The sequence below is a fragment of the Streptomyces sp. NPDC047853 genome, assembly GCF_043204535.1.
Lineage (GTDB): Bacteria > Actinomycetota > Actinomycetes > Streptomycetales > Streptomycetaceae > Streptomyces.
The window spans coordinates 114,929-137,215 of record NZ_JBIDCI010000001.1; the positions used below are offsets into that span (position 1 = coordinate 114,929).

Genomic DNA, 22,287 nt, shown 5'->3' on the forward strand with positions numbered 1-22,287 from the left:
TGCCACGGAGCGCCGCCGCAAGGCGGTTCGAAGGGCAGCGAACCCCGGCGGTGTGCCCGAGCGGCCAAAGGGAGCAGACTGTAAATCTGCCGGCTCAGCCTTCCCAGGTTCGAATCCTGGCGCCGCCACACGGGAACGCAAGGACCCCGTGACCTGTCCGAACAGCAGGTCACGGGGTCCTTCGTCATGTCCGGGGCCGAAAGCGCGAGTGCGTTCCGGGCGGACGGTGTCTCCGGGCAGACTGGTGCCATGGCCTCGCCCTCCCGTCGAAGAGTCTGCCCCGAGTGCCGCCGCGAGATCGCCGTCGTCGCGGGGCGGTACGCTCGTCACGACCCGTCCGGCGCGCGCGGGAGCGGCGAACTCGTCTCCTGCCCCGGCTCACGCCGACCGGCGCAACTGGGCGCGGTGCAACCCTCCCTGGACGGGTACGTCGTCCCCGACTTCCCCGGACAGCTGCCCCTGTTCTGACGCTCGTTCCGCTCCTGCTCGCGGCCTCCGGCGTGGTCAGTTCCCGGCCACCGACTTCACCGCCACCGACACCGGCGCCGAGCCGCCGATCAGCTCCAGGGTCAGGCCGGCCGTCGCCGGGCTGTCGACCAGCTCCGCCAGGACGGCGGCCACGTCGTCGCGTGCGACGGGCCCGCGGCCGGTGTGTGCCTCCAGGCGGACCAGGCCCGTGCCGGCGTCGTCCGTCAGCTGGCCGGGACGCAGGATCGTCCAGTCCACCCCGTCCAGCGACCGGACGTACGCGTCGGCCTCTCCCTTGGCGCGCAGGTAGACGTCGAAGATCTCGTCCCCCTGGTGTCGCGGGTCGGCTCCCATGGAGGACACGACGACGAGACGCCGTACGCCGGCCCGGACCGCCCCGTCCGCGAAGAGGACGGCTGCGGCCTTGTCGACCGTGTCCTTGCGGGCCGCTCCGCTCCCGGGGCCGGCGCCCGCCGCGAAGACCGCCGCGTCGGCGCCCCGCAGCCGCTCCGCGACCTCCTCGACCGAGGCCGACTCCAGGTCGAGCACGACCGGTTCGGCTCCGGCCTCGCGCAGATCGTCCGCCTGCTCGGGTCTGCGGATGATGCCCGCCACCTCGTCACCCCGCGCGGCGAGCAACCGCTCCAGCCGCAGCGCGATCTGACCATGACCACCAGCGATGACAATGCGCATGTCTTCGACCGTACGCCCCGACGGCCGCCCGCGCCGCACGACTTCGGCCGCGTCCGACCACTCCCACCGAGCCCTCGGACGCCCACGGGCCCCGCCACGCGCGCGGCCACATCCTCCGGGCGTCCACGGCCCCCACGGCCCCCACGGCCCCACGCCCGCACACCGCCACAGCCTCCGGACGCCACCGGAGTCACGGCCTCACGGCCTCACGGCCTCACGGCCTCACGGCCTCACGGCCTCACGGCCTCACGGCCTCACGGCCTCACGGCCTCACACCGCCACAGCCTCCGGACGCCACCGGAGTCACGGCCTCACGGCCTCACGGCCTCACGGCCTAAGCCCCGCCCGCCCGTCCGCCGCCGATGCCGACGGACGCCCCCGCTCTCAAGCCACGCCCGCCGCCAAGGCCCGCGGGCAGCACCGCGCCGGACCCCGACCCACCCCGTCACGACGGTTCGCCACGTCCTCCGCGTCCCTGCCGGGGGAGGTCGAGATCCGTCGGGGACGTCGAGTCGCCGTACTCCCGTACCGCGCTCGTCCGTGCCACCACGCGCCCCCGGTGCACCACGACGCGGCTGTACGCCAGGGAGAGGGCGGCTGCCAGCCGGTCCCCGCGCACCGCGAGGAGTTCGGCGGGGAACCCCGCCTCCACCCGTACCTCGGGCAGGCCCAGCGCCGCCCGCGCCGCCGTGCTCACCGCGTCGTACGCGTCGTCGGGGCGCAGCCCCTGGCGCGAGGCCAGGAGGTACGCCGCCTCCAGGGGGTCCCCGCGCCCGACGGGGTTGGCGGCGTCCCGCAGCGCACCGCTCCCGGCGGCGATCCGCACGCCGGCCGCCCGCAGCAGCCGTACCGGAGCCGTGCCGTCGCGGGAGCCCTCGGCACCGCAGGGGCCCTGTGGCAGGCACACCACCGTCACCCCGGCCGCCGCCAGCCCGTCCGCGGCCCGGGAGGCCACGTCGGAGGGGAGCCGGCCCAGACCGTCGCAGGGCCCGAGGGCGACTCCTGGACGCAGTCCGCCCGCCATCGCCGCCAGCCGGGCCAGCCGTGCCGGGTCGGCGGCGTCCGTGTGCAGGTCGACCGGGCAGCCGTGCTCCGCGGCGACCTCCAGGACCGCCTCCACGTACCCCGCCGGATCGGGGTCCAGGTCCGGGCACCCACCGACGACGTCCGCGCCCATCTTGACCGCGTCCCGCAGCAGCGCCAGCCCGTCCGCCCCGGCCACCCCGGTCAGCACCCTCGGCATCGCCACCGCGGACAGCTCGGCGAGCCCTCGCAGCGAGCGCCGCGCCCGCAGCACCCCCGTCAGCGCGCCCAGCCCCGCGACGTCACCCACGCGCACGTGCGCCCGCAGGGCCGTCGCCCCGTGCCCCAGCTGGAGCAGGGCGGCTTCCGTGGCCCGCCGCTGGACGGTGTGGGGGTCGTGGGAGGCAGGGGCCGGGGCGTCGGCCGTCAGCGCCGTGTCGCCGTGGAGGTGGGGCTCGGCGGGGGCGGGGAGGAGCAGGTAGCCGGCGAGGTCCACGCGGCTTCCGGGCCCCGGTGTGCGGGCCGCCAGACTGCCGGCCGTGCCGACCGCCTCGATGCGTCCGCCGCACAGGCGCACGTCCACGGTCCGGCCGTCGGTGAGCCGTGCTCCGGACAGCAGGAGCGAGCTGGGGCGGGCGGGGCCCGAAGGGGAGGGCGAGTGGGGCGGCTGCGGCTGGCTGTCGGGCATCGCACTCCTCTGGGCTCGGGGCTGCGCAGTGGGGGACGCAAGATCACGCAGAGTGGGACGAGCCTAGGACGGTGATCAGCCCCTGGCGCGGAGGAGGGCAATAGTCGTACCGGCCGCGGTCCGCCCCGCACGCCACCGGTCACCCGTCGGCCCAGCGTGCGGGGCGGCCGTGCCGGGCGGTCGTGCGGGGCGGACCGCGGGCGGCCGTGGGGGCCGGTTCCCGTCGCCCGCACGCCGATGGGGACGGGCCGGGGCACGGGCGGCGAAACGGATTTGGGCGAACGGCGGGCGACCGTGTAATGTCTTCATCGCTCGCCCCAATAGCTCAGTCGGTAGAGCGTCTCCATGGTAAGGAGAAGGTCTACGGTTCGATTCCGTATTGGGGCTCTGGTGTGAAAGGTTCCCGCCGCGAGGCGGGGCCCGATCACATCACAGCGGTGTAGCTCAGTCGGTAGAGCAAGCGGCTCATAATCGCTGTGTCACCGGTTCAAGTCCGGTCACCGCTACTCTCAGTAGCCGATTGCGGGGTCGGTCCTTCAATCGGCTACTCTTTCCTGCGTTAATACCATCAATCCGTTCGTCAAGGAGTGCACTCACGTGGCTGCCACCGACGTCCGCCCGAAGATCACGCTGGCCTGCGTGGAGTGCAAGGAGCGGAACTACATCACCAAGAAGAACCGGCGTAACAACCCGGACCGACTGGAGATGAAGAAGCACTGCCCGCGTTGCAACGCGCACACCGCGCACCGCGAAACGCGATAATCAAGGCTCGTACTCGAGGCCGTCCCCGAAGCTTGGGGGCGGCCTCGAGTCGTTCCTGGTCAAGAAGAGACTGGCCAAGAGAAGAGCAGCAGGAGGTTGCCACCCGTGGCGCTCGACCAGACGTTCGTGGGGCGGACGTATCCGCCGACCGCGCCCTATGAAGTGGGCCGGGAGAAGATCCGCGAGTTCGCGGAGGCGGTAGGAGACGCCAATCCGGCGTACACGGACACGGAGGCGGCGAAGGCCCTCGGTCATCCGGACGTGATCGCTCCGCCGACGTTCGTGTTCTCGATCACGTTCAAGGCGGCGGGGCAGGTCGTCGAGGACCCGCAGTTGGGCCTGGACTACAGCCGGGTGGTGCACGGCGACCAGAAGTTCGCCTACGTCCGTCCGGTGCGGGCCGGTGACCGGCTGACGGTGACCTCGACCATCGAGGCGGTCAAGTCGATGGCGGGCAACGACATCCTGGACATCCGTGGTGAGGTGCACGACGAGGCCGGCGAGCACGTCGTGACCGCCTGGACCAAGCTCGTGGCCCGCGCGGCCGAGGAGGCGTGAGCATCCCATGACGGCGAAGGTCGCGTACAGCGACGTCGAGGTCGGTACCGAACTGCCCGCGCGGAGCTTCCCGGTGGACCGCGCCGCGCTGGTGCGGTACGCGGGTGCCTCCGGCGACTTCAACCCGATCCACTGGAACGAGCGGTTCGCCAGGGAGGTCGGTCTGCCGGACGTCATCGCGCACGGCATGTTCACGATGGCCGAGGCGATCCGTGTGGTCACCGACTGGACCGGTGATCCGGGGGCGGTCGTCGAGTACGGCGTCCGCTTCACCCGGCCCGTCGTAGTCCCCGACGACGGCCAGGGCGCCGTGATCGAGGTCAGCGGCAAGGTCGCGGCCAAGCTCGACGACCGCACCGTCCGCGTCGACCTCACCGCCACCAGCGCCGGCCAGAAGGTCCTCGGCATGTCCCGAGCCGTCGTACGCCTGGCCTGAGGCGCTCCGGTCAGGTGTGCGTGACCTGGCGTCTGACCGATCGACCGTCTGGCCGCCCTCCCGCCGGACCGCCGGGGTAAGGGGCGTTCTCCATGGAGATCGCCCCTTACGGAGAGCGCCCCTCCGGCGAGGATCACACCCTCCGCAACCCCGCCTTGACGAAGTTAGTGATTGAGTACTAACTTCGTTCCCATGGTCAGGATGAGTGCGGAGGAGCGGCGCGAGAGCGTCATCCGGGCGGCGACGAGCGAGTTCGCCCAGGGTGGCTTCTACGGCACTTCCACGGAGGCCATCGCCAAGCGGGTGGGGGTGTCCCAGCCGTACCTCTTCCGGCTCTTCCCGGGGAAGAAGGCGATCTTCCTGGCGGTGGCGGAGCGCTGCCTGGAGGACACGCGCAAGGTCTTCGTGGAGGCCTCCGACGGCCTGCACGGCGAAGAGGCCCTGCACGCCATGGCCGAGGCCTACATGCAGCTGATCGCCGATCACCCCGAGAAGCTCCAGATGCAGTTGCAGGTGTACGTCGCGGTCGCCGCCGCCGAGGCGGCCGGGGACCACGAGTTCGGCAAGATGGTGCGCAAGGGCTGGCTCGAACTCTGGGACGCCGTGCACCTGCCTCTGGGCGGGGACGTCTCCGAGACGACGACCTTCATGGCGTACGGCATGCTCATCAACGCGCTGGCCGGGATGGGCTTCCCGCCGGGGCACCGGATCTGGGACGGCTTCTACATCTCGGCGCGTCTCAAAGAGGGTCGGGAAGGCGCGTAGGGGCGGTCGAAGGCGTGCGGGAGCGCGCTCCCGCACGGCTGCAAAAGTTAGTCATCGATCACTAACCAAACGGCAAGCAAGCAGTGCACACCCTCTGGGGGAGAGATGTCACAGCACGGCACACAACGCGGCTCACGCGGCGGGGGAGCGGTCTGGGCCCTCGTCATCACCAGCATCGCCGGTTTCATGGCGGCATTGGACAACCTCGTCGTCACCACCGCCCTGCCCTCCATCCGTGAGGACCTGGGCGGGGCGATGCACGACCTCGAATGGACCGTCAGCGCCTACACGCTCACCTTCGCCGTCCTCCTGATGTTCGGCGCGGCCCTCGGGGACCGTTTCGGCCGCCGCCGCCTCTTCGTCGTCGGACTCACCGTCTTCACCGGCGCCTCCGCCGCCGCGGCCATGGCGCCCGGCCTCGACTCCCTGATCGCCGCCCGCGCGGTCCAGGGCGTCGGCGCGGCGATCATGATGCCGCTGACGCTGACCCTGCTCACGGCCGCCGTGCCCGCCGAGCGGCGCGGGATGGCGTACGGCATCTGGGGTGCGGTCAACGGGCTGGCCGTGGCGTCCGGTCCCCTGGTCGGCGGCAGCCTCACCGAGCACGTCTCCTGGCAGTGGATCTTCTGGCTGAACGTGCCGCTGGGCCTCGCGCTGCTGCCGCTCGCCCGCCTCCGCCTCAACGAGTCGTACGGGAACGGCGCACCGCTCGACCTCCCCGGCACCCTGCTCGCCAGCGGCGGACTCTTCGGCATCGTCTACGGCCTGGTCCGCGGGCCCGTCGACGGCTGGACCGGCCCGGTGGTGCTGACGGCGCTGTTCGCCGGGGCCGCGCTGCTCGTCGGGTTCGTCCACCACGGGATCCGCGCCAGGAACCCCATGCTCCCCATGCGCCTCTTCCGCTCCCGCGCCTTCTCCGGCATCAACGCGGCGAGCCTGCTCATGTTCCTCGGGATGTTCGGGTCGATCTTCCTGCTCAGTCAGTACATGCAGAACGTGCTCGGCTACTCGCCGACCGAGGCGGGCCTGCGCATGCTGCCCTGGACCGGCATGCCGATGCTGGTCGCGCCGATCGCCGGCATCCTCTCGGACCGCGTCGGAGGGCGCCCGGTCGTCGCCGCCGGGCTCTTCTTCCAGGCGGCCGGCCTCGGCCACCTCGCCTACGTGGTCACCACCGATGCCTCCTACGGCAGCCAGTTGCCCGGCCTCATCCTGAGCGGCATCGGCATGGCCCTGTACTTCGCCCCCGCCTCCGCGCTCGTGATGTCCAGTGTCACCGCGAAGGAACAGGGCATCGCCTCCGGCGCCAACAACGCCCTGCGCGAGGTGGGCGGAGCGCTCGGCATCGCGGTCATGGCGTCGATCTTCTCGGCCCAGGGCGGCTACGAGACCCCGCAGGCCTTCGTCGACGGACTGCGGCCCGCGGTCGCGGCGGGCGCCGGGCTCGTGGCCCTGGGAGGCGTCGCGGCCCTGTTCGTCCCGGGGCGCCGCCGCGGTGGCGAGCCGGGCACCGCCGAGGTGGGGACGGAGCCCGTACCCGCGGCTGAGTCGGCGCTGGCCGGCACCGGGCCCACGGCGTCCCGCTGACGTCCACGAGCGACGGAACCGAAAGGAGCCGACATGCCCACCCTTCCCTGGACCGAGCCGCACCGGCCGCCGCGGGCCACCGAGGTCCACGTCTTCGCCTCCCGTTTCGAGACCCGCACCCTCTGGGGGGCGCTGAAGTTCCTGGCGGCCACGCCGCGCGTGTGGCGCCAGGTCAGAAGCGCGCCCGGAGCGTACGGGGCCTCCCTGAAGGCGGAGCCCTTCCGGCGGACCTTCTGGACCCTGTCCGCCTGGGAGTCGCCCGAGGCGCTCAAGGCCTTCGCCCGCTCGGGCACCCACGCGCCGGCCGCCCGAGGCCTGTCCGCACAGATGCGGGACGCCGAGTTCGCGACCTGGTCCGCGTCCAGCGACGACCTGCCGGTGAGCTGGGCGGAGGTCCGACGGCGCCTGACATGAGCACCCAGGACGAGAGAGGGGACGCCCCGGCCGACCGGTCGGGGCGTTTCCCGCTGCCCGGGGCTGTCGGTGCCGTCTCGTAGTCTTGAGCGCGTGCAGGTACTCCATGACGCCCCCCTCGCCCCGCTGACCACCTTCCGGCTGGGAGGACCGGCGACCCGGCTGGTCACCGCCACCACCGACGCCGAGGTGATCGCCGCCGTCCGCGAGGCCGACGACACCGGCACGCCGCTGCTGCTCATCGGCGGCGGCTCCAACCTGGTCATCGGCGACAAGGGCTTCGACGGCACCGCCCTGCACCTCGCCACCCGCGGCCTCACCCTCGACGGGACGACGCTGGAGCTGGCGGCCGGCGAGATCTGGACCGATGCCGTCGCCCGCACCGTCGAGGCCGGACTCGCGGGCGTGGAGTGCTTGGCCGGCATCCCCGGCTCGGCCGGCGCCACCCCCATCCAGAACGTCGGGGCGTACGGCCAGGAGGTCTCCTCCACGATCACCGAGGTCACCGCCTACGACCGCCGGTACCGCGAGACGGTCACCCTCTCCAACGCCGACTGCGCCTTCTCCTACCGGCACAGCCGCTTCAAGGCCGAGCCGGAGCGCTATGTCGTCCTGCGCGTCCGCTTCGCCCTGGAGGACGCCGAAGGTCTCTCCGCGCCCCTGCGCTACGCGGAGACGGCCCGCGCCCTGGGTGTCGAGCCCGGCGACCGGGTGCCGCTGGCCACCGCCCGCGAGACCGTGCTGAAGCTGCGCGCGGGCAAGGGCATGGTCCTGGACCCGGAGGACCACGACACCTGGTCGGCGGGGTCGTTCTTCACCAACCCGATCCTCACGGACGAGGAGTTCGCGGCCTTCCGCGCGCGTGTCGACGAGCGCCTCGGTGACGCCGTCGAGCCGCCCGCCTTCCCCGCGGGCGAGGGCCGCATCAAGACGTCCGCCGCCTGGCTGATCGACAAGGCCGGCTTCACCAAGGGGTACGGCAACGGAGCCGCCCGCATCTCCACCAAGCACACCCTCGCCCTCACCAACCGGGGCGAGGCGACCACGGAGGATCTGCTGGCCCTGGCCCGCGAGGTCGTCGCCGGCGTCCGCGAGGCCTTCGGGGTCACGCTGGTCAACGAACCGGTGACGGTCGGCGTCAGCCTCTAGCCGAAGCCGAAGCCGAAGCCGAAGCCGAAGCCGAAGCCGAAGCCGAAGCCGAAGCCGAAGCCGGGCGTCAGTAGGCGATCCCCACGCCCTGCCGTACCGTCCCCGGGTCGCCGGTCATCGCGAGCATCGCGTGGGCCACCTCGGCACGCCCGAGGAAGCGCCCCTTGGCCGGGAAACCGCCGACCACCGTCCGGTACCGGCCGGTCAGCGGCCTGTCCTGCAGCCGGGGCGGCCGGACCACCGTCCACTCCGTGGCACTGCGCGCCAGGTCGTCCTCCATGACGCGCAGGTCGGCGTAGACCTCCTTGAAGACCGTGGAGATCACCCCCCGCACCCCTCGGTCCAGCAGCCCCTCGCCCTCGGCCCGGGGCCCCACCGGCATGGCACTGACCACCAGCACCCTGCGCACGCCCTCCGCCTCCATCGCGCCGACCACCGTGCGGGTCAGCCGCGCCACCACACCGGCATCGGCACGGCGACGGGGGCCCAGCGCGGACAGCACGGCGTCCCGCCCGGCCACGGCAGTCCGCACCGAAGCGAGGTCGTCCAGATCGGCGCGGACCACCTCCAGACGCTCACCGCTCCCGGGCAGCCGCGCGGGGTCGCGCACGACGGCCGTGACGTGGTGCCCGGCGTCGAGGGCCTGCCGGACGACCTCCCGGCCGGTGCCTCCGGTGGCACCGAAGACGGTGAGCTTCATGGCGTACTCCATTCCGCGCGGCGGCGTCCGGGGCAGGGGCGCCGGCCGATGAGCGCTGACTCATCGGCGCACCGCCTCCCACCTTTTCAAGGCCCGTTCATCCAAGGCCCATTCAAGGGAGTGGGCACTCACCCGCCGGTCGAGTCCGCCTCGAGCACGGCACCGCCCGCCGGGCCACAGCCCCTCGTCAGTGCCGGCCCTGGAACGTCGGCGCGACGCCCTCGTCGGCCAGCCAGTCGTCGATCCCCGACAGGAGCTTGCGCTGCACGTCCTCCGGCGCGGCCGATCCCCGCACCGACTGCCGGGCGAGCTCCGCCAGCTCCGCGTCCGTGAAACCGTGGTGCTCGCGGGCGAACTCGTACTGGGCGGCCAGCCGCGCCCCGAACAGCAGCGGGTCGTCCGCGCCCAGCGCCATCGGCACCCCCGCAGCGAACAGCGTCCGCAGCGGCACGTCCTCCGGCTTCTCGTACACGCCGAGCGCGACGTTCGACGCCGGACACACCTCGCACGTCACCTGCCGGTCCGCGAGCCGCTTCAGCAGCCGCGGGTCCTCCGCCGCCCGCACCCCGTGCCCGATCCGGTCGGCCTCCAGGTCGTCCAGGCAGTCCCGCACGGACGCCGGACCGGTCAGCTCGCCGCCGTGCGGAGCCGACAGCAGCCCGCCCTCCCGGGCGATCGCGAACGCCCGGTCGAAGTCCCGGGCCATGCCCCGCCGCTCGTCGTTGGAGAGCCCGAAACCGACGACCCCCCGGTCCCCGTACCGCACCGCCAGCCGGGCCAGGGTCCGCGCGTCCAGCGGATGCTTCATCCGGTTCGCGGCGACCAGCACCCGCATGCCGATCCCGGTGTCCCGCACGGCCGTCTCCACCGCGTCCAGGATGATCTCCAGCGCCGGGATCAGCCCGCCCAGCCGCGGCGCGTACGACGTCGGGTCCACCTGGATCTCCAGCCACCCCGAGCCGTCCCGCAGGTCCTCCTCCGCGGCCTCCCGCACCAGTCGCTGGATGTCTTCCGGCTCCTGCAGACACGACCGCGCCGCGTCGTACAGCCGCTGGAAGCGGAACCAGCCCCGCTCGTCCGTCGCCCGCAGTTTCGGCGACTCCCCGCGGCCCAGCGACTCGGTCAGCGTCTCGGGCAGACGCACGCCGTGCTTGTCGGCCAGTTCCAGCAGGGTCGCGGGCCGCATCGACCCGGTGAAGTGCAGGTGGAGATGGGCCTTCGGCAGTTCAGAGACATCACGTACACGCTCCATTCCGTGATCCTGCCGCACGACACGCCCGACCCGACAGCACTTTCCCCGGACGTGGTCTTGCTCGCACAAACAAACAGGGCACCCCGTGATGCCACGGGGTGCCCTGCGGGAAGCGGGGGAAGTCAGTCCCTGGCCTCCGCCAGCAGCTTCTGGATCCGGCTCACGCCCTCGACGAGGTCCTCGTCACCGAGCGCGTACGACAGCCGCAGGTACCCGGGCGTGCCGAAGGCCTCGCCCGGCACCACCGCGACCTCGGCCTCCTCCAGGATCAGCGCGGCCAGCTCGACGGAGTCCTGCGGACGCTTGCCGCGGATCTCCTTGCCGAGGAGCGCCTTCACCGACGGGTAGGCGTAGAACGCGCCCTTCGGCTCCGGGCAGAGCACGCCGTCGATGTCGTTGAGCATCCGCACGATGGTCTGGCGGCGCCGGTCGAAGGCCTCCCGCATCTTCGCCACCGCGTCCAGGTCACCGGAGACCGCGGCCAGCGCGGCCGCCTGGGCCACGTTGGACACGTTGGACGTGGCGTGCGACTGGAGGTTCGTCGCGGCCTTGACGACGTCCTTCGGGCCGATGACCCACCCGACCCGCCAGCCGGTCATCGCGTACGTCTTCGCGACGCCGTTGACCACGATGCACTTGTCGCGCAGCTCGGGCAGCAGGGCCGGCAGGGAGACGGAGAAGGCGTCGCCGTACACGAGGTGCTCGTAGATCTCGTCCGTGAGCACCCACAGGCCGTGCTCGACGGCCCACTGGCCGATGGCCTCGGTCTCGGCCTCGGAGTACACCGAGCCCGTCGGGTTCGACGGGGACACGAAGAGGACCACCTTCGTCTTCTCCGTGCGCGCCGCCTCCAGCTGCTCCACGCTCACCCGGTAGCCGGTGGTCTCGTCGGCGACGACCTCGACGGGCACACCGCCGGCCAGCCGGATCGACTCCGGGTACGTGGTCCAGTACGGCGCCGGGACGATGACCTCGTCGCCCGGGTCGAGGATCGCGGCGAACGCCTCGTAGATGGCCTGCTTTCCGCCGTTGGTGACGAGGATCTGCGAGGGGTCGACCTCGTAGCCGGAGTCGCGCAGCGTCTTCGCGGCGATCGCGGCCTTCAGCTCGGGCAGACCGCCGGCCGGCGTGTAGCGGTGGAACTTCGGGTTCTTGCAGGCCTCGATCGCGGCCTCGACGATGTAGTCCGGCGTCGGGAAGTCGGGTTCGCCTGCGCCGAAGCCGATCACCGGACGCCCGGCGGCCTTGAGGGCCTTGGCCTTGGCGTCCACGGCGAGGGTGGCGGACTCGGAGATCGAGCCGACTCGGGCGGAGACCCGGCGCTCGGTGGGTGGGGTTGCAGCGCTCATGGCCCCATCGTTCCAGACCGGAAACCTCCCCGGCACAGGGGTTTCACGGACTGAACAGGACCGGGTCCCGTCCTGAACATCAGTCCGGGCGTGCTTTCTGTTCGACGCCCGGCCCGTGAACACGTACACTCTCACCTCGTTGGCCTTCACCGGCCCGCAGTCACTCGGTGCACACCAAGCATCCGGGCGGATGCGGTACGTTGGGGGACACACAAAGGGTCGTAGCTCAATTGGTAGAGCACTGGTCTCCAAAACCAGCGGTTGGGGGTTCAAGTCCCTCCGGCCCTGCTACACACACCTTCGCCAGGATGTGTGCGCATGTACGTACAGCAATGCACCGCCGTGCGGCTCAGACCGGGCGCGGCACGGCCACGACCCGGAATCAGGTGAGGACGAGTGACGGACGCCGTGGGCTCCATCGACATGCCTGATGCCCAGGACGAGGCGCCGGACAAGAAGTCTCGCAAGGGCGGCAAGCGTGCCAAGAAGGGCCCCCTGAAGCGCCTCGCCCTCTTCTACCGCCAGATCGTCGCGGAGCTCCGCAAGGTCGTCTGGCCGACTCGCAACCAGCTGACGACGTACACCACCGTGGTGATCATCTTCGTGGTCATCATGATCGGCCTGGTGACTCTGATTGACTATGGCTTCTCTCACGCCGCCAAGTACGTCTTCGGCTGAGTCGAGAGCGAAGGGCGCCGAGGTACCCGGCGCCCCTTTCGCGTGTTCCACCCCTATGTATCCAGGAAGAAGCAGCCACAGTGTCTGACCCGAACGTGAACGACGCCATCGAGCCGGTCGAGTCCGTCGAGGACGAGCTCGGCACCGTCGAGGGCGCCGACAACGAGGACACCGAGGTCTCCGCCGAGACCGAGGCTGCCGACGACGCCGTCGTCGCGGACGAGACCGACGAGGACGTCGCGGACGAGACCGACGAGGCCGTCGAGGACGAAGCCGCCGAGCCGGCGGACGAGGCCGCGGAGCCCGAGCCCGAGCTCGACCCGATCGAGGCGCTCCGCCAGGAGCTGCGCGTCCTCCCCGGCGAGTGGTACGTCATCCACACCTACGCCGGTTACGAGAACCGCGTGAAGACCAACCTCGAGCAGCGCGCCGTCTCGCTGAACGTCGAGGACTACATCTTCCAGGCCGAGGTGCCGCAGGAAGAGGTCGTCCAGATCAAGAACGGCGACCGCAAGACGATCCGCCAGAACAAGCTGCCGGGTTACGTCCTGGTCCGCATGGACCTGACCAACGAGTCCTGGGGTGTCGTCCGCAACACCCCCGGCGTCACCGGCTTCGTCGGCAACGCCTACGACCCGTACCCGCTGACGCTGGACGAGATCGTCAAGATGCTCGCCCCCGAGGCCGAGGAGAAGGCCGCCCGTGAGGCCGCCGAGGCCGAGGGCAAGCCCGCTCCGCAGCGCAAGGTCGAGGTCCAGGTCCTGGACTTCGAGGTGGGCGACTCGGTCACCGTCACCGACGGCCCGTTCGCGACGCTGCAGGCCACGATCAACGAGATCAACGCCGACTCGAAGAAGGTCAAGGGCCTCGTCGAGATCTTCGGCCGCGAGACCCCGGTCGAGCTGAGCTTCGACCAGATCCAGAAGAACTAGCACCGCACACCGGTCGTTCTCTGGACGTAGTGCTTCCGAGCCGGTCAGGCGGGCGTTCGCGCCCTGCCTGACCTGCTCGGTTTTTGGCCGCACATCCATACCCGTTATCGTTGTGCGGTATGCCTGTGTCCGGGTCGCCCCCGGATGCGGGCAGGACCCGAATCGAAAGGACCCGGAGAGCTATGCCTCCCAAGAAGAAGAAGGTCACGGGGCTCATCAAGCTCCAGATCCAGGCCGGTGCCGCGAACCCGGCCCCGCCGGTCGGCCCCGCGCTGGGTCAGCACGGCGTCAACATCATGGAGTTCTGCAAGGCCTACAACGCCGCGACCGAGTCGCAGCGTGGCTGGGTCATTCCGGTGGAGATCACGGTCTACGAGGACCGCTCCTTCACCTTCATCACGAAGACCCCGCCGGCCGCGAAGATGATCCTCAAGGCCGCGGGCGTGGAGAAGGGCTCCGGCGAGCCGCACAAGACCAAGGTCGCGAAGATCACCCGCGAGCAGGTCCGTGAGATCGCCACCACGAAGATGCCCGACCTCAACGCCAACGACCTGGACCAGGCGGAGAAGATCATCGCCGGTACCGCGCGCTCCATGGGCGTCACGGTCGAGGGCTGACCTCCACCCCCGTACACCAGCAGTAGTAGTGGCAGGGCCTGCTCGGCCCGGACCACGACTCCTCAGTAGCCAACAGGAGCAGTAGTGAGCAAGCGCAGCAAGTCTCTCCGCGCTGCGGACGAGAAGATCGACCGGGACAAGCTCTACGCCCCGCTCGAGGCCGTCCGTCTCGCCAAGGAGACCTCCACGACCAAGTTCGACAGCACCGTCGAGGTCGCCTTCCGCCTGGGTGTCGACCCGCGCAAGGCCGACCAGATGGTCCGTGGCACCGTGAACCTCCCGCACGGCACCGGTAAGACCGCCCGGGTCCTGGTCTTCGCGACCGGTGACCGTGCCGAGGCCGCGCGTGCCGCGGGCGCCGACATCGTCGGCGCCGACGAACTGATCGACGAGGTGACGAAGGGCCGTCTGGACTTCGACGCCGTCGTCGCCACCCCGGACCTCATGGGCAAGGTCGGCCGCCTCGGCCGCGTCCTCGGCCCGCGTGGTCTGATGCCGAACCCGAAGACCGGCACCGTGACCCCGGACGTGGCCAAGGCCGTGACCGAGATCAAGGGCGGCAAGATCGAGTTCCGCGTCGACAAGCACTCGAACCTGCACTTCATCATCGGCAAGACGTCGTTCGACGACACCAAGCTGGTGGAGAACTACGGCGCGGCGCTGGAGGAAGTCCTCCGTCTGAAGCCGTCCGCCGCCAAGGGCCGGTACATCCGGAAGGCCGCCATCAGCACCACGATGGGCCCCGGCATCCCGCTGGACTCCAACCGCACCCGCAACCTCCTCGTCGAGGAGGACCCGGCGGCGGTCTGAGCCGACGGCTCAATCCCCCAGGGTTCACGGGCCCCGCACCTTCCGAGGTGCGGGGCCCGTTCCGCTTTTCCGGTACGGACACCGGCCCGCTGGGCTAGCGTGCGGGCAGCGAACTCGCATACGGCGCACAGGGGTGGGGCGGATGACGCGCACGACGGCACGCCGTACGGTCCTCCGGATCGCGGTGACGACCGCGCTGATCTCCGTCACCGCCTGCACCTCCGCCGCCGGGTCCGCGCCCTCCACCGACGCCGCCCGCGCCACCGACCCGACGACCCGGCCCCTGCGGGCCGTGGAGCGGGCCACCGGACGGGCCGGCTCGGCCAGGGTTGAGTCCACGACCGTCATGGGCGGGGAACTGTCCCTGAAGGCCGCCGGCACCCTCGGCTGGCGCGACGGCCTCACCGGCACCCTGACGATCACATACACGGGCGGCACGACCGCCGAGACGATGCGCCGGCTCGGCACCACCGCGCTGGAGGCCCGCTACCTGCCCGACGCGTACTACGCCAGGCTCGGCGACCGGTTCGCCGACCGGGTGGGCGGCCGGCACTGGATCAAGTACGCCTACGCGGATCTGGACGCCCTCGGGTCCGACGCGGGCGGCGGCTTCGCGGACCAACTGCGCGAGACCACCCCGCACCTGGCGGTGCAGGCCCTGCTGGCGGCCGAGGACGTGCGCGAGGTCGGCGCGGAGACGACCCGCGGCCGGCGCACCACGCACTGGACCGGCACGGTCGGCGGCGCCACCGCCCGCACCGTCGACATCTGGGTGGACGACCGGGACCTGCTGGTCAAGAAGGTCGAGCGGGGCCGGACGGAGACCGGGAAGCTGACCCAGACCGCGTACTACAGCGGCTACGGCACAGGCGCCGTCCCGAAGCGCCCACCGGCCGCGGACACGGCGGACTTCAGGGAACTGCTGAAGACGCGGGGCGGCGGCTCCTGACCGGACGCCGGCCGCCGTACTCCCGCGGAACGGCCCCCGCATAAACACAAGATCGTTCGAACCATCTCCGATACGCTCGCGTCCTTGCTGTGAAGAAGCAGTGCGCAGTCCGTGTGCCCTGCGAAGCGTGTTTCCGTGGGGGGAACTCATGAAGACGTCCGTACGCGTGCCCGTGGGCGCCGGTCTGACCGCTCTGCTGCTCGCCGCCGGCGCGGTGGGCTGTTCCGACGGGGGCGAGGAGTCCCCGAAGATGACGCCGGCCGCGGCCGTCGCCAAGGCGGCGAAGAACACGGAGGAGATCGACTCCCTCCGGTACCGCATGACCGGGCGGGCCCCCGAAGAGGGCCGGGTCGAGGCCGAGGCCGAGATGCAGATCAAGCCCACGCTCGCGATGAGCATGAAGATGACCGCGCTCGACCAGGGTGCCGACGCCAAGGCCGAGATCCGGCTCGTCGACAAGGCCATGTACATCGGCGGGGGCGCCGCGGCCGCCAAGGAGATGGACGGCAAGAGCTGGATGAAGTTCGACCTGGCCGCCATGGGGGCCGACGACGAGCTGAACCAGCTGGGCGGGGCCTCCCAGGCCGACAAGAACCCGGCGGCCGAGTCCACCTTCCTCACCGGCGCCAAGGACGTGGAGAAGGTCGGCACGGAGACGGTCGACGGCGTCGAGACCACCCACTACAAGGGCACCGTCACCCTCGCCGAGCTGGAGAAGGCCCTTGGGGACGAGGACAAGGCCACCCGGGAGAAGCGCCAGAAGAGCCTCGAGCAGTACAAGAAGATGGGCCTCGACAAGCTCACGATGGACATGTGGATCGACGGCGACGACCACACCAAGCAGTTCCGCATGCGCGGCAAGGCCGACAAGGGACCGCTGGACATGACGATCACCTTCCTCGGCTTCAACGAGCCCGTGAAGGTCACCGCGCCGCCCGCCAAGGACACCGTCGACCTGGCCGAGATGATGGAGGAGTCCCAGGCGGGCTGAGCGCCCTCCGGGTGGCCCCACGGGCGGATTTGCTCGACACTGCCCCGTTCACGTACGCTTCACGAGAAGCCAAAGACCGCTGGTCGTTGCCGTGTGCTCCTCGGAGGGCACGGTGGCCGAAGGATCCGCTGAACTGCGGACGACCCGCGCAGGTGACTGTGGATGAGCTCCCGGAGACCACGCCTCGTGCGTGTGCAGCCGGTCGAGCCACGCCCCGTGCGCCTGCGCCGGGGCGTTTCGTTTTCCCCAGTCCTCCTTCGGGTCCGCGCGGTCCGAATCACCCGGAAGGAGGCCGAGGCTCTATGGCGACGCCCGACAAGGCTGCCGCGGTTGCCGAGCTGACGGACAAGTTCCGCAGCTCCAACGCCGCCGTGCTGACCGAGTACCGCGGTCTCACCGTGGCGCAGCTCAAGACGCTGCGCCGGTCGCTCGGTGAGAACGCCCAGTACGCCGTGGTGAAGAACACGCTGACCAAGATTGCGGCCAACGAGGCCGGGATCACGACGCTGGACGACCAGTTCAATGGTCCGACGGCTGTCGCCTTCATCACCGGTGACCCGGTGGTGTCGGCGAAGGGTCTGCGCGACTTCGCCAAGGACAACCCCAACCTCGTCATCAAGGGCGGTGTCCTTGACGGCAAGGCGCTGTCCGCCGACGAGATCAAGAAGCTTGCGGACCTCGAGTCCCGCGAGGTTCTGCTCGCCAAGCTGGCGGGCGCCTTCAAGGGCAAGCAGACGCAGACTGCTCAGCTCTTCCAGGCGCTTCCCTCGAAGCTCGTCCGCACCGTGGACGCGCTCCGTGCCAAGCAGGACGAGCAGGGCGGTGCCGAGTAACTCGGCTCGCTTTCTGACTCACGCCGCCTAGCGGCGCGGGTCGCAGCGGGCCCGACGTACGCCCGCCTCACCCAGTACATACGGCACCCCCTGCCGAATAGTGGAAGGACCGCCACCATGGCGAAGCTCAGCCAGGACGACCTGCTCGCCCAGTTCGAGGAGATGACCCTCATCGAGCTCTCCGAGTTCGTGAAGGCCTTCGAGGAGAAGTTCGACGTCACCGCCGCCGCGGCCGTCGCCGCCGCCCCGGCCGGCCCGGCCGCCGCCGCCCCCGCCGAGGAGGAGAAGGACGAGTTCGACGTCATCCTCACCGGTGCCGGCGACAAGAAGATCCAGGTCATCAAGGTCGTGCGTGAGCTGACCTCCCTGGGTCTGAAGGAGGCCAAGGACCTCGTGGACGGCGCCCCGAAGCCCGTCCTCGAGAAGGTCGCCAAGGACGCCGCCGAGAAGGCCGCCGAGTCCCTCAAGGGCGCCGGCGCCTCCGTCGAGGTCAAGTAAGACCGCACCGGCACCACGGATCCGGCAGGGTCTGTAACGCCGTAGCACCGAAGAGCGATCATCCATCCGGGTGGTCGCTCTTCGGCGTATCCGAGGGTGCGGCGGCGGCTGCCTTGCACGCGTGACGGCGGAGAGTAGGGTGATCTTCGTCGTGCCGTCTCCGGGGCCCTGAGAGCCGCTGGAGGCGACCGGTTCGGGCCTAGGGGGGCCTTGACGAACAGCACGCAGCGCGCAATTCTCAGGGCGTCGTCAAAGGATCCGAATCCGAGGCATGGATCGACGGCGAAGAGGGCAGTATCAACGTGCGTTGAGGGCGAGGCCTTGCCGCAGGTGGTGAGAACAACGAGGAGTGAACACGGTCCCCGAGAACCGCACTGGACATCAGTGAGCCAAGTGGCTACACTGTCCCTTTGCGCTGCCTGTTAGCTGCCCCCTGCCCGTCACCAGGGGTCTACCCTCGCCCGAGCACTGACGACCAGAGCATGTCTGACCTGGCCCTTCGGTCACATCAGACACCCCCTGTCTTCGTGCACGGAAGAGGGGCCGGTACGCGCGTAGTGAGTCCGAGCCCTCGGAAGGACCCCCTCTTGGCCGCCTCGCGCAATGCCTCGACCGCGAATACGAACAACGCTGCCAGCACCGCCCCGCTGCGCATCTCCTTTGCAAAGATCAAGGAGCCCCTCGAGGTTCCGAACCTTCTCGCGCTGCAAACCGAGAGCTTCGACTGGCTGCTCGGCAACGACGCCTGGAAGGCTCGCGTCGAGTCGGCTCTGGAGTCCGGTCAGGACGTCCCCACCAAGTCCGGTCTGGAAGAGATCTTCGAGGAGATCTCGCCGATCGAGGACTTCTCCGGGTCGATGTCGCTGACGTTCCGCGACCACCGTTTCGAGCCCCCCAAGAACAGCATCGACGAGTGCAAGGACCGCGACTTCACGTACGCGGCCCCGCTCTTCGTCACCGCCGAGTTCACCAACAACGAGACCGGCGAGATCAAGTCCCAGACGGTCTTCATGGGCGACTTCCCGCTCATGACCAACAAGGGCACCTTCGTCATCAACGGCACCGAGCGTGTCGTGGTGTCGCAGCTGGTCCGTTCGCCGGGTGTCTACTTCGACTCCTCGATCGACAAGACGTCCGACAAGGACATCTTCTCCGCCAAGATCATCCCGTCCCGGGGTGCCTGGCTGGAGATGGAGATCGACAAGCGCGACATGGTCGGTGTGCGCATCGACCGCAAGCGCAAGCAGTCCGTGACCGTCCTGCTCAAGGCGCTCGGTTGGACGACCGAGCAGATCCTCGAGGAGTTCGGCGAGTACGAGTCCATGCGCGCCACCCTGGAGAAGGACCACACCCAGGGCCAGGACGACGCGCTGCTCGACATCTACCGCAAGCTGCGTCCGGGCGAGCCCCCCACGCGTGAGGCCGCGCAGACGCTGCTCGAGAACCTCTACTTCAACCCGAAGCGCTACGACCTCGCCAAGGTCGGCCGCTACAAGGTGAACAAGAAGCTCGGCGCCGACGAGCCCCTGGACGCCGGCGTCCTCACCACCGACGACGTCATCGCCACCATCAAGTACCTGGTGAAGCTGCACGCCGGTGAGACCGAGACGGTCGGCGAGTCGGGCCGGGAGATCGTCGTCGAGACCGACGACATCGACCACTTCGGCAACCGCCGCATCCGTAACGTCGGTGAGCTGATCCAGAACCAGGTCCGTACGGGTCTCGCCCGTATGGAGCGCGTCGTGCGCGAGCGCATGACCACCCAGGACGTCGAGGCGATCACGCCGCAGACCCTGATCAACATCCGGCCGGTCGTCGCCTCCATCAAGGAGTTCTTCGGCACCAGCCAGCTGTCCCAGTTCATGGACCAGAACAACCCGCTGTCGGGGCTGACGCACAAGCGTCGTCTGAACGCCCTCGGCCCGGGTGGTCTCTCCCGTGAGCGGGCCGGCTTCGAGGTCCGTGACGTTCACCCGTCGCACTACGGCCGCATGTGCCCGATCGAGACGCCCGAAGGCCCGAACATCGGTCTGATCGGCTCGCTCGCCTCGTACGGCCGGATCAACCCCTTCGGTTTCATCGAGACGCCGTACCGCAAGGTCGTCGAGGGCCAGGTCACGGACGACGTGGACTACCTGACCGCCGACGAGGAGGACCGCTTCGTCATCGCGCAGGCCAACGCCACGCTCAACGACGACATGCGTTTCTCCGAGGCCCGCGTCCTGGTCCGCCGCCGTGGCGGAGAGGTCGACTACGTCCCCGGTGACGACGTCGACTACATGGACGTCTCGCCGCGCCAGATGGTGTCGGTCGCGACCGCCATGATCCCGTTCCTCGAGCACGACGACGCCAACCGTGCCCTGATGGGCGCGAACATGATGCGTCAGGCGGTGCCGCTCATCAAGAGCGAGTCCCCGCTGGTCGGCACCGGCATGGAGTACCGCTCCGCCGCCGACGCCGGCGACGTGGTCAAGGCCGAGAAGGCGGGTGTGGTCCAGGAGGTCTCCGCGGACTACATCACCACGACCAACGACGACGGCACGTACATCACGTACCGCCTGGCCAAGTTCTCCCGGTCCAACCAGGGAACCTCGGTCAACCAGAAGGTCATCGTCGCCGAGGGCGACCGGGTCATCGAGGGCCAGGTCCTGGCCGACGGTCCGGCCACCGAGAACGGCGAGATGGCGCTCGGCAAGAACCTGCTGGTCGCGTTCATGCCGTGGGAGGGTCACAACTACGAGGACGCGATCATCCTGTCGCAGCGCCTCGTGCAGGACGACGTCCTCTCCTCGATCCACATCGAGGAGCACGAGGTCGACGCCCGTGACACCAAGCTCGGCCCGGAGGAGATCACCCGGGACATCCCGAACGTCTCCGAGGAGGTCCTCGCCGACCTCGACGAGCGCGGCATCATCCGGATCGGTGCCGAGGTCGTCGCCGGCGACATCCTCGTCGGCAAGGTCACGCCCAAGGGTGAGACCGAGCTGACCCCGGAGGAGCGCCTGCTCCGCGCGATCTTCGGTGAGAAGGCGCGCGAGGTGCGCGACACCTCCCTGAAGGTGCCGCACGGTGAGATCGGCAAGGTCATCGGCGTCCGCGTCTTCGACCGCGAGGAGGGCGACGAGCTTCCCCCCGGTGTGAACCAGCTGGTGCGCGTGTACGTGGCGCAGAAGCGCAAGATCACCGACGGTGACAAGCTCGCCGGCCGCCACGGCAACAAGGGCGTCATCTCCAAGATCAACCCGATCGAGGACATGCCGTTCCTGGAGGACGGCACGCCCGTCGACATCATCCTGAACCCGCTGGGTGTCCCGTCCCGAATGAACCCGGGACAGGTCCTGGAGATCCACCTCGGCTGGCTCGCCAGCCGCGGCTGGGACGTCTCCGGCCTCGCGGAGGAGTGGGCCCAGCGTCTGCAGGCCATCGGCGCCGACAAGGTCGAGCCCGGCACCAACGTCGCCACCCCGGTCTTCGACGGTGCGCGTGAGGACGAGCTGGCCGGTCTGCTCCAGCACACCATCCCGAACCGCGACGGCGAGCGCATGGTGCTCCCGTCCGGCAAGGCGCGGCTGTTCGACGGCCGCTCCGGTGAGCCGTTCCCGGAGCCGATCTCGGTCGGCTACATGTACATCCTCAAGCTCCACCACCTGGTCGACGACAAGCTGCACGCCCGGTCGACCGGTCCGTACTCGATGATCACCCAGCAGCCGCTGGGTGGTAAGGCCCAGTTCGGTGGCCAGCGCTTCGGTGAGATGGAGGTGTGGGCGCTGGAGGCGTACGGCGCCGCGTACGCCCTCCAGGAGCTGCTGACCATCAAGTCCGACGACGTGACCGGCCGCGTGAAGGTCTACGAGGCCATCGTCAAGGGCGAGAACATCCCTGAGCCCGGCATCCCCGAGTCCTTCAAGGTGCTCATCAAGGAGATGCAGTCCCTGTGCCTCAACGTGGAGGTGCTGTCCTCGGACGGCATGTCCATCGAGATGCGTGACACCGACGAGGACGTCTTCCGCGCTGCGGAGGAGCTCGGCATCGACCTGTCGCGGCGCGAGCCGAGCAGCGTCGAAGAGGTCTGACGGGAGTCAGGCGGGGCCTCCCACGCAGAGGCCCCGCCGATCCCGCGACCCCCGTTTCAGAC

The 22,287-nt window shown here is 70.1% G+C and carries 22 protein-coding genes and 4 tRNA genes; 21 read left to right on the forward strand and 5 right to left on the reverse strand.

The genetic code is table 11. From position 1 onward, the window contains the following. Positions 1-46: 46 nt before the first annotated feature. Positions 47-128, forward strand: a tRNA-Tyr gene (locus ACGF5T_RS00545). Between the two features lie 121 nt (positions 129-249). Next, positions 250-468, forward strand: a complete 219-nt coding sequence (locus ACGF5T_RS00550) for a hypothetical protein (protein WP_356609116.1) — start codon at positions 250-252, stop codon at positions 466-468. Between the two features lie 36 nt (positions 469-504). Here ACGF5T_RS00550 and ACGF5T_RS00555 read toward each other — a convergent pair whose 3' ends face one another. Further along, positions 505-1,161 (reverse strand): SDR family oxidoreductase, encoded by a 657-nt coding sequence (locus tag ACGF5T_RS00555; protein ID WP_361014356.1) that lies wholly within the window; start codon positions 1,159-1,161, stop codon positions 505-507. A gap of 445 nt (positions 1,162-1,606) precedes the next feature. Continuing rightward, on the reverse strand, positions 1,607-2,872 hold the full coding sequence (locus ACGF5T_RS00560) for a hydrolase (protein WP_356609112.1): 1,266 nt from the start codon (positions 2,870-2,872) through the stop codon (positions 1,607-1,609). Positions 2,873-3,186: 314 nt separating this feature from the next. Between ACGF5T_RS00560 and ACGF5T_RS00565 the strand changes: the two genes are divergently transcribed. The 9 genes from ACGF5T_RS00565 (at position 3,187) to ACGF5T_RS00605 (ending at position 8,543) form a co-directional block, all read left to right on the forward strand. Then, a tRNA-Thr gene (locus ACGF5T_RS00565) sits at positions 3,187-3,259 on the forward strand. A gap of 46 nt (positions 3,260-3,305) precedes the next feature. Further along, positions 3,306-3,378: transfer RNA gene (locus tag ACGF5T_RS00570), tRNA-Met, on the forward strand. Positions 3,379-3,469: 91 nt separating this feature from the next. Beyond that, positions 3,470-3,634, forward strand: a complete 165-nt coding sequence (gene rpmG, locus ACGF5T_RS00575; RefSeq protein ID WP_003948671.1) for a 50S ribosomal protein L33 — start codon at positions 3,470-3,472, stop codon at positions 3,632-3,634. Positions 3,635-3,739: 105 nt separating this feature from the next. Continuing rightward, positions 3,740-4,192: a MaoC family dehydratase N-terminal domain-containing protein gene (locus ACGF5T_RS00580; protein WP_361014363.1), complete on the forward strand. Its 453-nt coding sequence runs from the start codon at positions 3,740-3,742 to the stop codon at positions 4,190-4,192. Positions 4,193-4,199: 7 nt separating this feature from the next. Then, positions 4,200-4,628: a MaoC family dehydratase gene (locus ACGF5T_RS00585; protein ID WP_392886420.1), complete on the forward strand. Its 429-nt coding sequence runs from the start codon at positions 4,200-4,202 to the stop codon at positions 4,626-4,628. Positions 4,629-4,820: 192 nt separating this feature from the next. Then, positions 4,821-5,393, forward strand: coding sequence for a TetR/AcrR family transcriptional regulator (locus ACGF5T_RS00590; protein ID WP_356601694.1), 573 nt, complete (start codon positions 4,821-4,823; stop codon positions 5,391-5,393). A 105-nt stretch (positions 5,394-5,498) separates the two neighbouring features. After that, complete coding sequence (locus ACGF5T_RS00595) at positions 5,499-6,980, forward strand: MFS transporter (RefSeq protein ID WP_366769396.1); 1,482 nt, start codon at positions 5,499-5,501, stop codon at positions 6,978-6,980. Positions 6,981-7,013: 33 nt separating this feature from the next. Beyond that, on the forward strand, positions 7,014-7,394 hold the full coding sequence (locus tag ACGF5T_RS00600) for a DUF3291 domain-containing protein (RefSeq protein WP_356601697.1): 381 nt from the start codon (positions 7,014-7,016) through the stop codon (positions 7,392-7,394). A 93-nt stretch (positions 7,395-7,487) separates the two neighbouring features. Next, positions 7,488-8,543 carry a UDP-N-acetylmuramate dehydrogenase gene (locus tag ACGF5T_RS00605; RefSeq protein WP_366769397.1) on the forward strand — a complete coding sequence of 352 codons (1,056 nt, stop codon included), beginning with the start codon at positions 7,488-7,490 and terminating at the stop codon, positions 8,541-8,543. 67 nt (positions 8,544-8,610) lie between these two features. Here ACGF5T_RS00605 and ACGF5T_RS00610 read toward each other — a convergent pair whose 3' ends face one another. The 3 genes from ACGF5T_RS00610 to ACGF5T_RS00620 all read right to left on the reverse strand — a co-directional run bounded on the left by ACGF5T_RS00610 (position 8,611) and on the right by ACGF5T_RS00620 (position 11,844). Continuing rightward, complete coding sequence (locus tag ACGF5T_RS00610) at positions 8,611-9,243, reverse strand: NAD(P)H-binding protein (protein WP_356601700.1); 633 nt, start codon at positions 9,241-9,243, stop codon at positions 8,611-8,613. A gap of 187 nt (positions 9,244-9,430) precedes the next feature. Then, positions 9,431-10,495, reverse strand: coding sequence for an adenosine deaminase (locus ACGF5T_RS00615; RefSeq protein WP_361012836.1), 1,065 nt, complete (start codon positions 10,493-10,495; stop codon positions 9,431-9,433). A 122-nt stretch (positions 10,496-10,617) separates the two neighbouring features. After that, positions 10,618-11,844, reverse strand: coding sequence for a pyridoxal phosphate-dependent aminotransferase (locus ACGF5T_RS00620; RefSeq protein WP_053135547.1), 1,227 nt, complete (start codon positions 11,842-11,844; stop codon positions 10,618-10,620). Between the two features lie 215 nt (positions 11,845-12,059). Here ACGF5T_RS00620 and ACGF5T_RS00625 point away from each other — a divergent pair. The 10 genes from ACGF5T_RS00625 (at position 12,060) to rpoB (ending at position 22,225) form a co-directional block, all read left to right on the forward strand. After that, positions 12,060-12,132 (forward strand) — tRNA-Trp (locus ACGF5T_RS00625). A gap of 108 nt (positions 12,133-12,240) precedes the next feature. Beyond that, positions 12,241-12,522, forward strand: a complete 282-nt coding sequence (secE, locus tag ACGF5T_RS00630; RefSeq protein WP_356601704.1) for a preprotein translocase subunit SecE — start codon at positions 12,241-12,243, stop codon at positions 12,520-12,522. A gap of 80 nt (positions 12,523-12,602) precedes the next feature. Then, positions 12,603-13,454: a transcription termination/antitermination protein NusG gene (gene nusG / locus ACGF5T_RS00635; protein WP_361012832.1), complete on the forward strand. Its 852-nt coding sequence runs from the start codon at positions 12,603-12,605 to the stop codon at positions 13,452-13,454. Positions 13,455-13,636: 182 nt separating this feature from the next. Then, on the forward strand, positions 13,637-14,071 hold the full coding sequence (gene rplK / locus ACGF5T_RS00640) for a 50S ribosomal protein L11 (protein WP_073725164.1): 435 nt from the start codon (positions 13,637-13,639) through the stop codon (positions 14,069-14,071). An 84-nt stretch (positions 14,072-14,155) separates the two neighbouring features. After that, positions 14,156-14,881 carry a 50S ribosomal protein L1 gene (gene rplA / locus ACGF5T_RS00645; RefSeq protein ID WP_053135556.1) on the forward strand — a complete coding sequence of 242 codons (726 nt, stop codon included), beginning with the start codon at positions 14,156-14,158 and terminating at the stop codon, positions 14,879-14,881. 142 nt (positions 14,882-15,023) lie between these two features. Further along, entirely contained in the window at positions 15,024-15,830 is an 807-nt protein-coding gene (locus tag ACGF5T_RS00650) for a hypothetical protein (RefSeq protein WP_366769353.1), read from the forward strand. A gap of 148 nt (positions 15,831-15,978) precedes the next feature. Continuing rightward, the gene (locus tag ACGF5T_RS00655; RefSeq protein ID WP_356601711.1) at positions 15,979-16,821 is read left to right on the forward strand and encodes a DUF1396 domain-containing protein; all 843 of its coding nucleotides are present in this window, start codon (positions 15,979-15,981) and stop codon (positions 16,819-16,821) included. Positions 16,822-17,123: 302 nt separating this feature from the next. Beyond that, positions 17,124-17,654, forward strand: coding sequence for a 50S ribosomal protein L10 (gene rplJ / locus ACGF5T_RS00660; protein ID WP_053135564.1), 531 nt, complete (start codon positions 17,124-17,126; stop codon positions 17,652-17,654). A 117-nt stretch (positions 17,655-17,771) separates the two neighbouring features. After that, positions 17,772-18,152: a 50S ribosomal protein L7/L12 gene (gene rplL / locus ACGF5T_RS00665; RefSeq protein WP_053135567.1), complete on the forward strand. Its 381-nt coding sequence runs from the start codon at positions 17,772-17,774 to the stop codon at positions 18,150-18,152. A 587-nt stretch (positions 18,153-18,739) separates the two neighbouring features. Beyond that, a complete protein-coding gene (rpoB, locus tag ACGF5T_RS00670) occupies positions 18,740-22,225 on the forward strand; it encodes a DNA-directed RNA polymerase subunit beta (protein WP_356601717.1) in 3,486 nt (1,161 codons plus the stop codon). Positions 22,226-22,287 lie beyond the last annotated feature (62 nt).

What these genes read in the sequence shown, in the direction of transcription:
- rplJ (WP_053135564.1), top strand. Translation starts at nt 17,124, where the DNA reads ATGGCGACGCCCGACAAGGCTGCCGCGGTTGCCGAGCTGACGGACAAG.
- ACGF5T_RS00600 (WP_356601697.1), top strand. Translation starts at nt 7,014, where the DNA reads ATGCCCACCCTTCCCTGGACCGAGCCGCACCGGCCGCCGCGGGCCACC.
- ACGF5T_RS00550 (WP_356609116.1), top strand. Translation starts at nt 250, where the DNA reads ATGGCCTCGCCCTCCCGTCGAAGAGTCTGCCCCGAGTGCCGCCGCGAG.
- ACGF5T_RS00555 (WP_361014356.1), bottom strand. Translation starts at nt 1,161, where the DNA reads ATGCGCATTGTCATCGCTGGTGGTCATGGTCAGATCGCGCTGCGGCTG.
- ACGF5T_RS00655 (WP_356601711.1), top strand. Translation starts at nt 15,979, where the DNA reads ATGAAGACGTCCGTACGCGTGCCCGTGGGCGCCGGTCTGACCGCTCTG.
- ACGF5T_RS00615 (WP_361012836.1), bottom strand. Translation starts at nt 10,495, where the DNA reads ATGGAGCGTGTACGTGATGTCTCTGAACTGCCGAAGGCCCATCTCCAC.
- rplK (WP_073725164.1), top strand. Translation starts at nt 13,637, where the DNA reads ATGCCTCCCAAGAAGAAGAAGGTCACGGGGCTCATCAAGCTCCAGATC.
- ACGF5T_RS00620 (WP_053135547.1), bottom strand. Translation starts at nt 11,844, where the DNA reads ATGAGCGCTGCAACCCCACCCACCGAGCGCCGGGTCTCCGCCCGAGTC.
- ACGF5T_RS00610 (WP_356601700.1), bottom strand. Translation starts at nt 9,243, where the DNA reads ATGAAGCTCACCGTCTTCGGTGCCACCGGAGGCACCGGCCGGGAGGTC.
- ACGF5T_RS00590 (WP_356601694.1), top strand. Translation starts at nt 4,821, where the DNA reads ATGGTCAGGATGAGTGCGGAGGAGCGGCGCGAGAGCGTCATCCGGGCG.
- ACGF5T_RS00650 (WP_366769353.1), top strand. Translation starts at nt 15,024, where the DNA reads ATGACGCGCACGACGGCACGCCGTACGGTCCTCCGGATCGCGGTGACG.
- ACGF5T_RS00560 (WP_356609112.1), bottom strand. Translation starts at nt 2,872, where the DNA reads ATGCCCGACAGCCAGCCGCAGCCGCCCCACTCGCCCTCCCCTTCGGGC.
- rplL (WP_053135567.1), top strand. Translation starts at nt 17,772, where the DNA reads ATGGCGAAGCTCAGCCAGGACGACCTGCTCGCCCAGTTCGAGGAGATG.
- ACGF5T_RS00585 (WP_392886420.1), top strand. Translation starts at nt 4,200, where the DNA reads ATGACGGCGAAGGTCGCGTACAGCGACGTCGAGGTCGGTACCGAACTG.
- ACGF5T_RS00595 (WP_366769396.1), top strand. Translation starts at nt 5,499, where the DNA reads ATGTCACAGCACGGCACACAACGCGGCTCACGCGGCGGGGGAGCGGTC.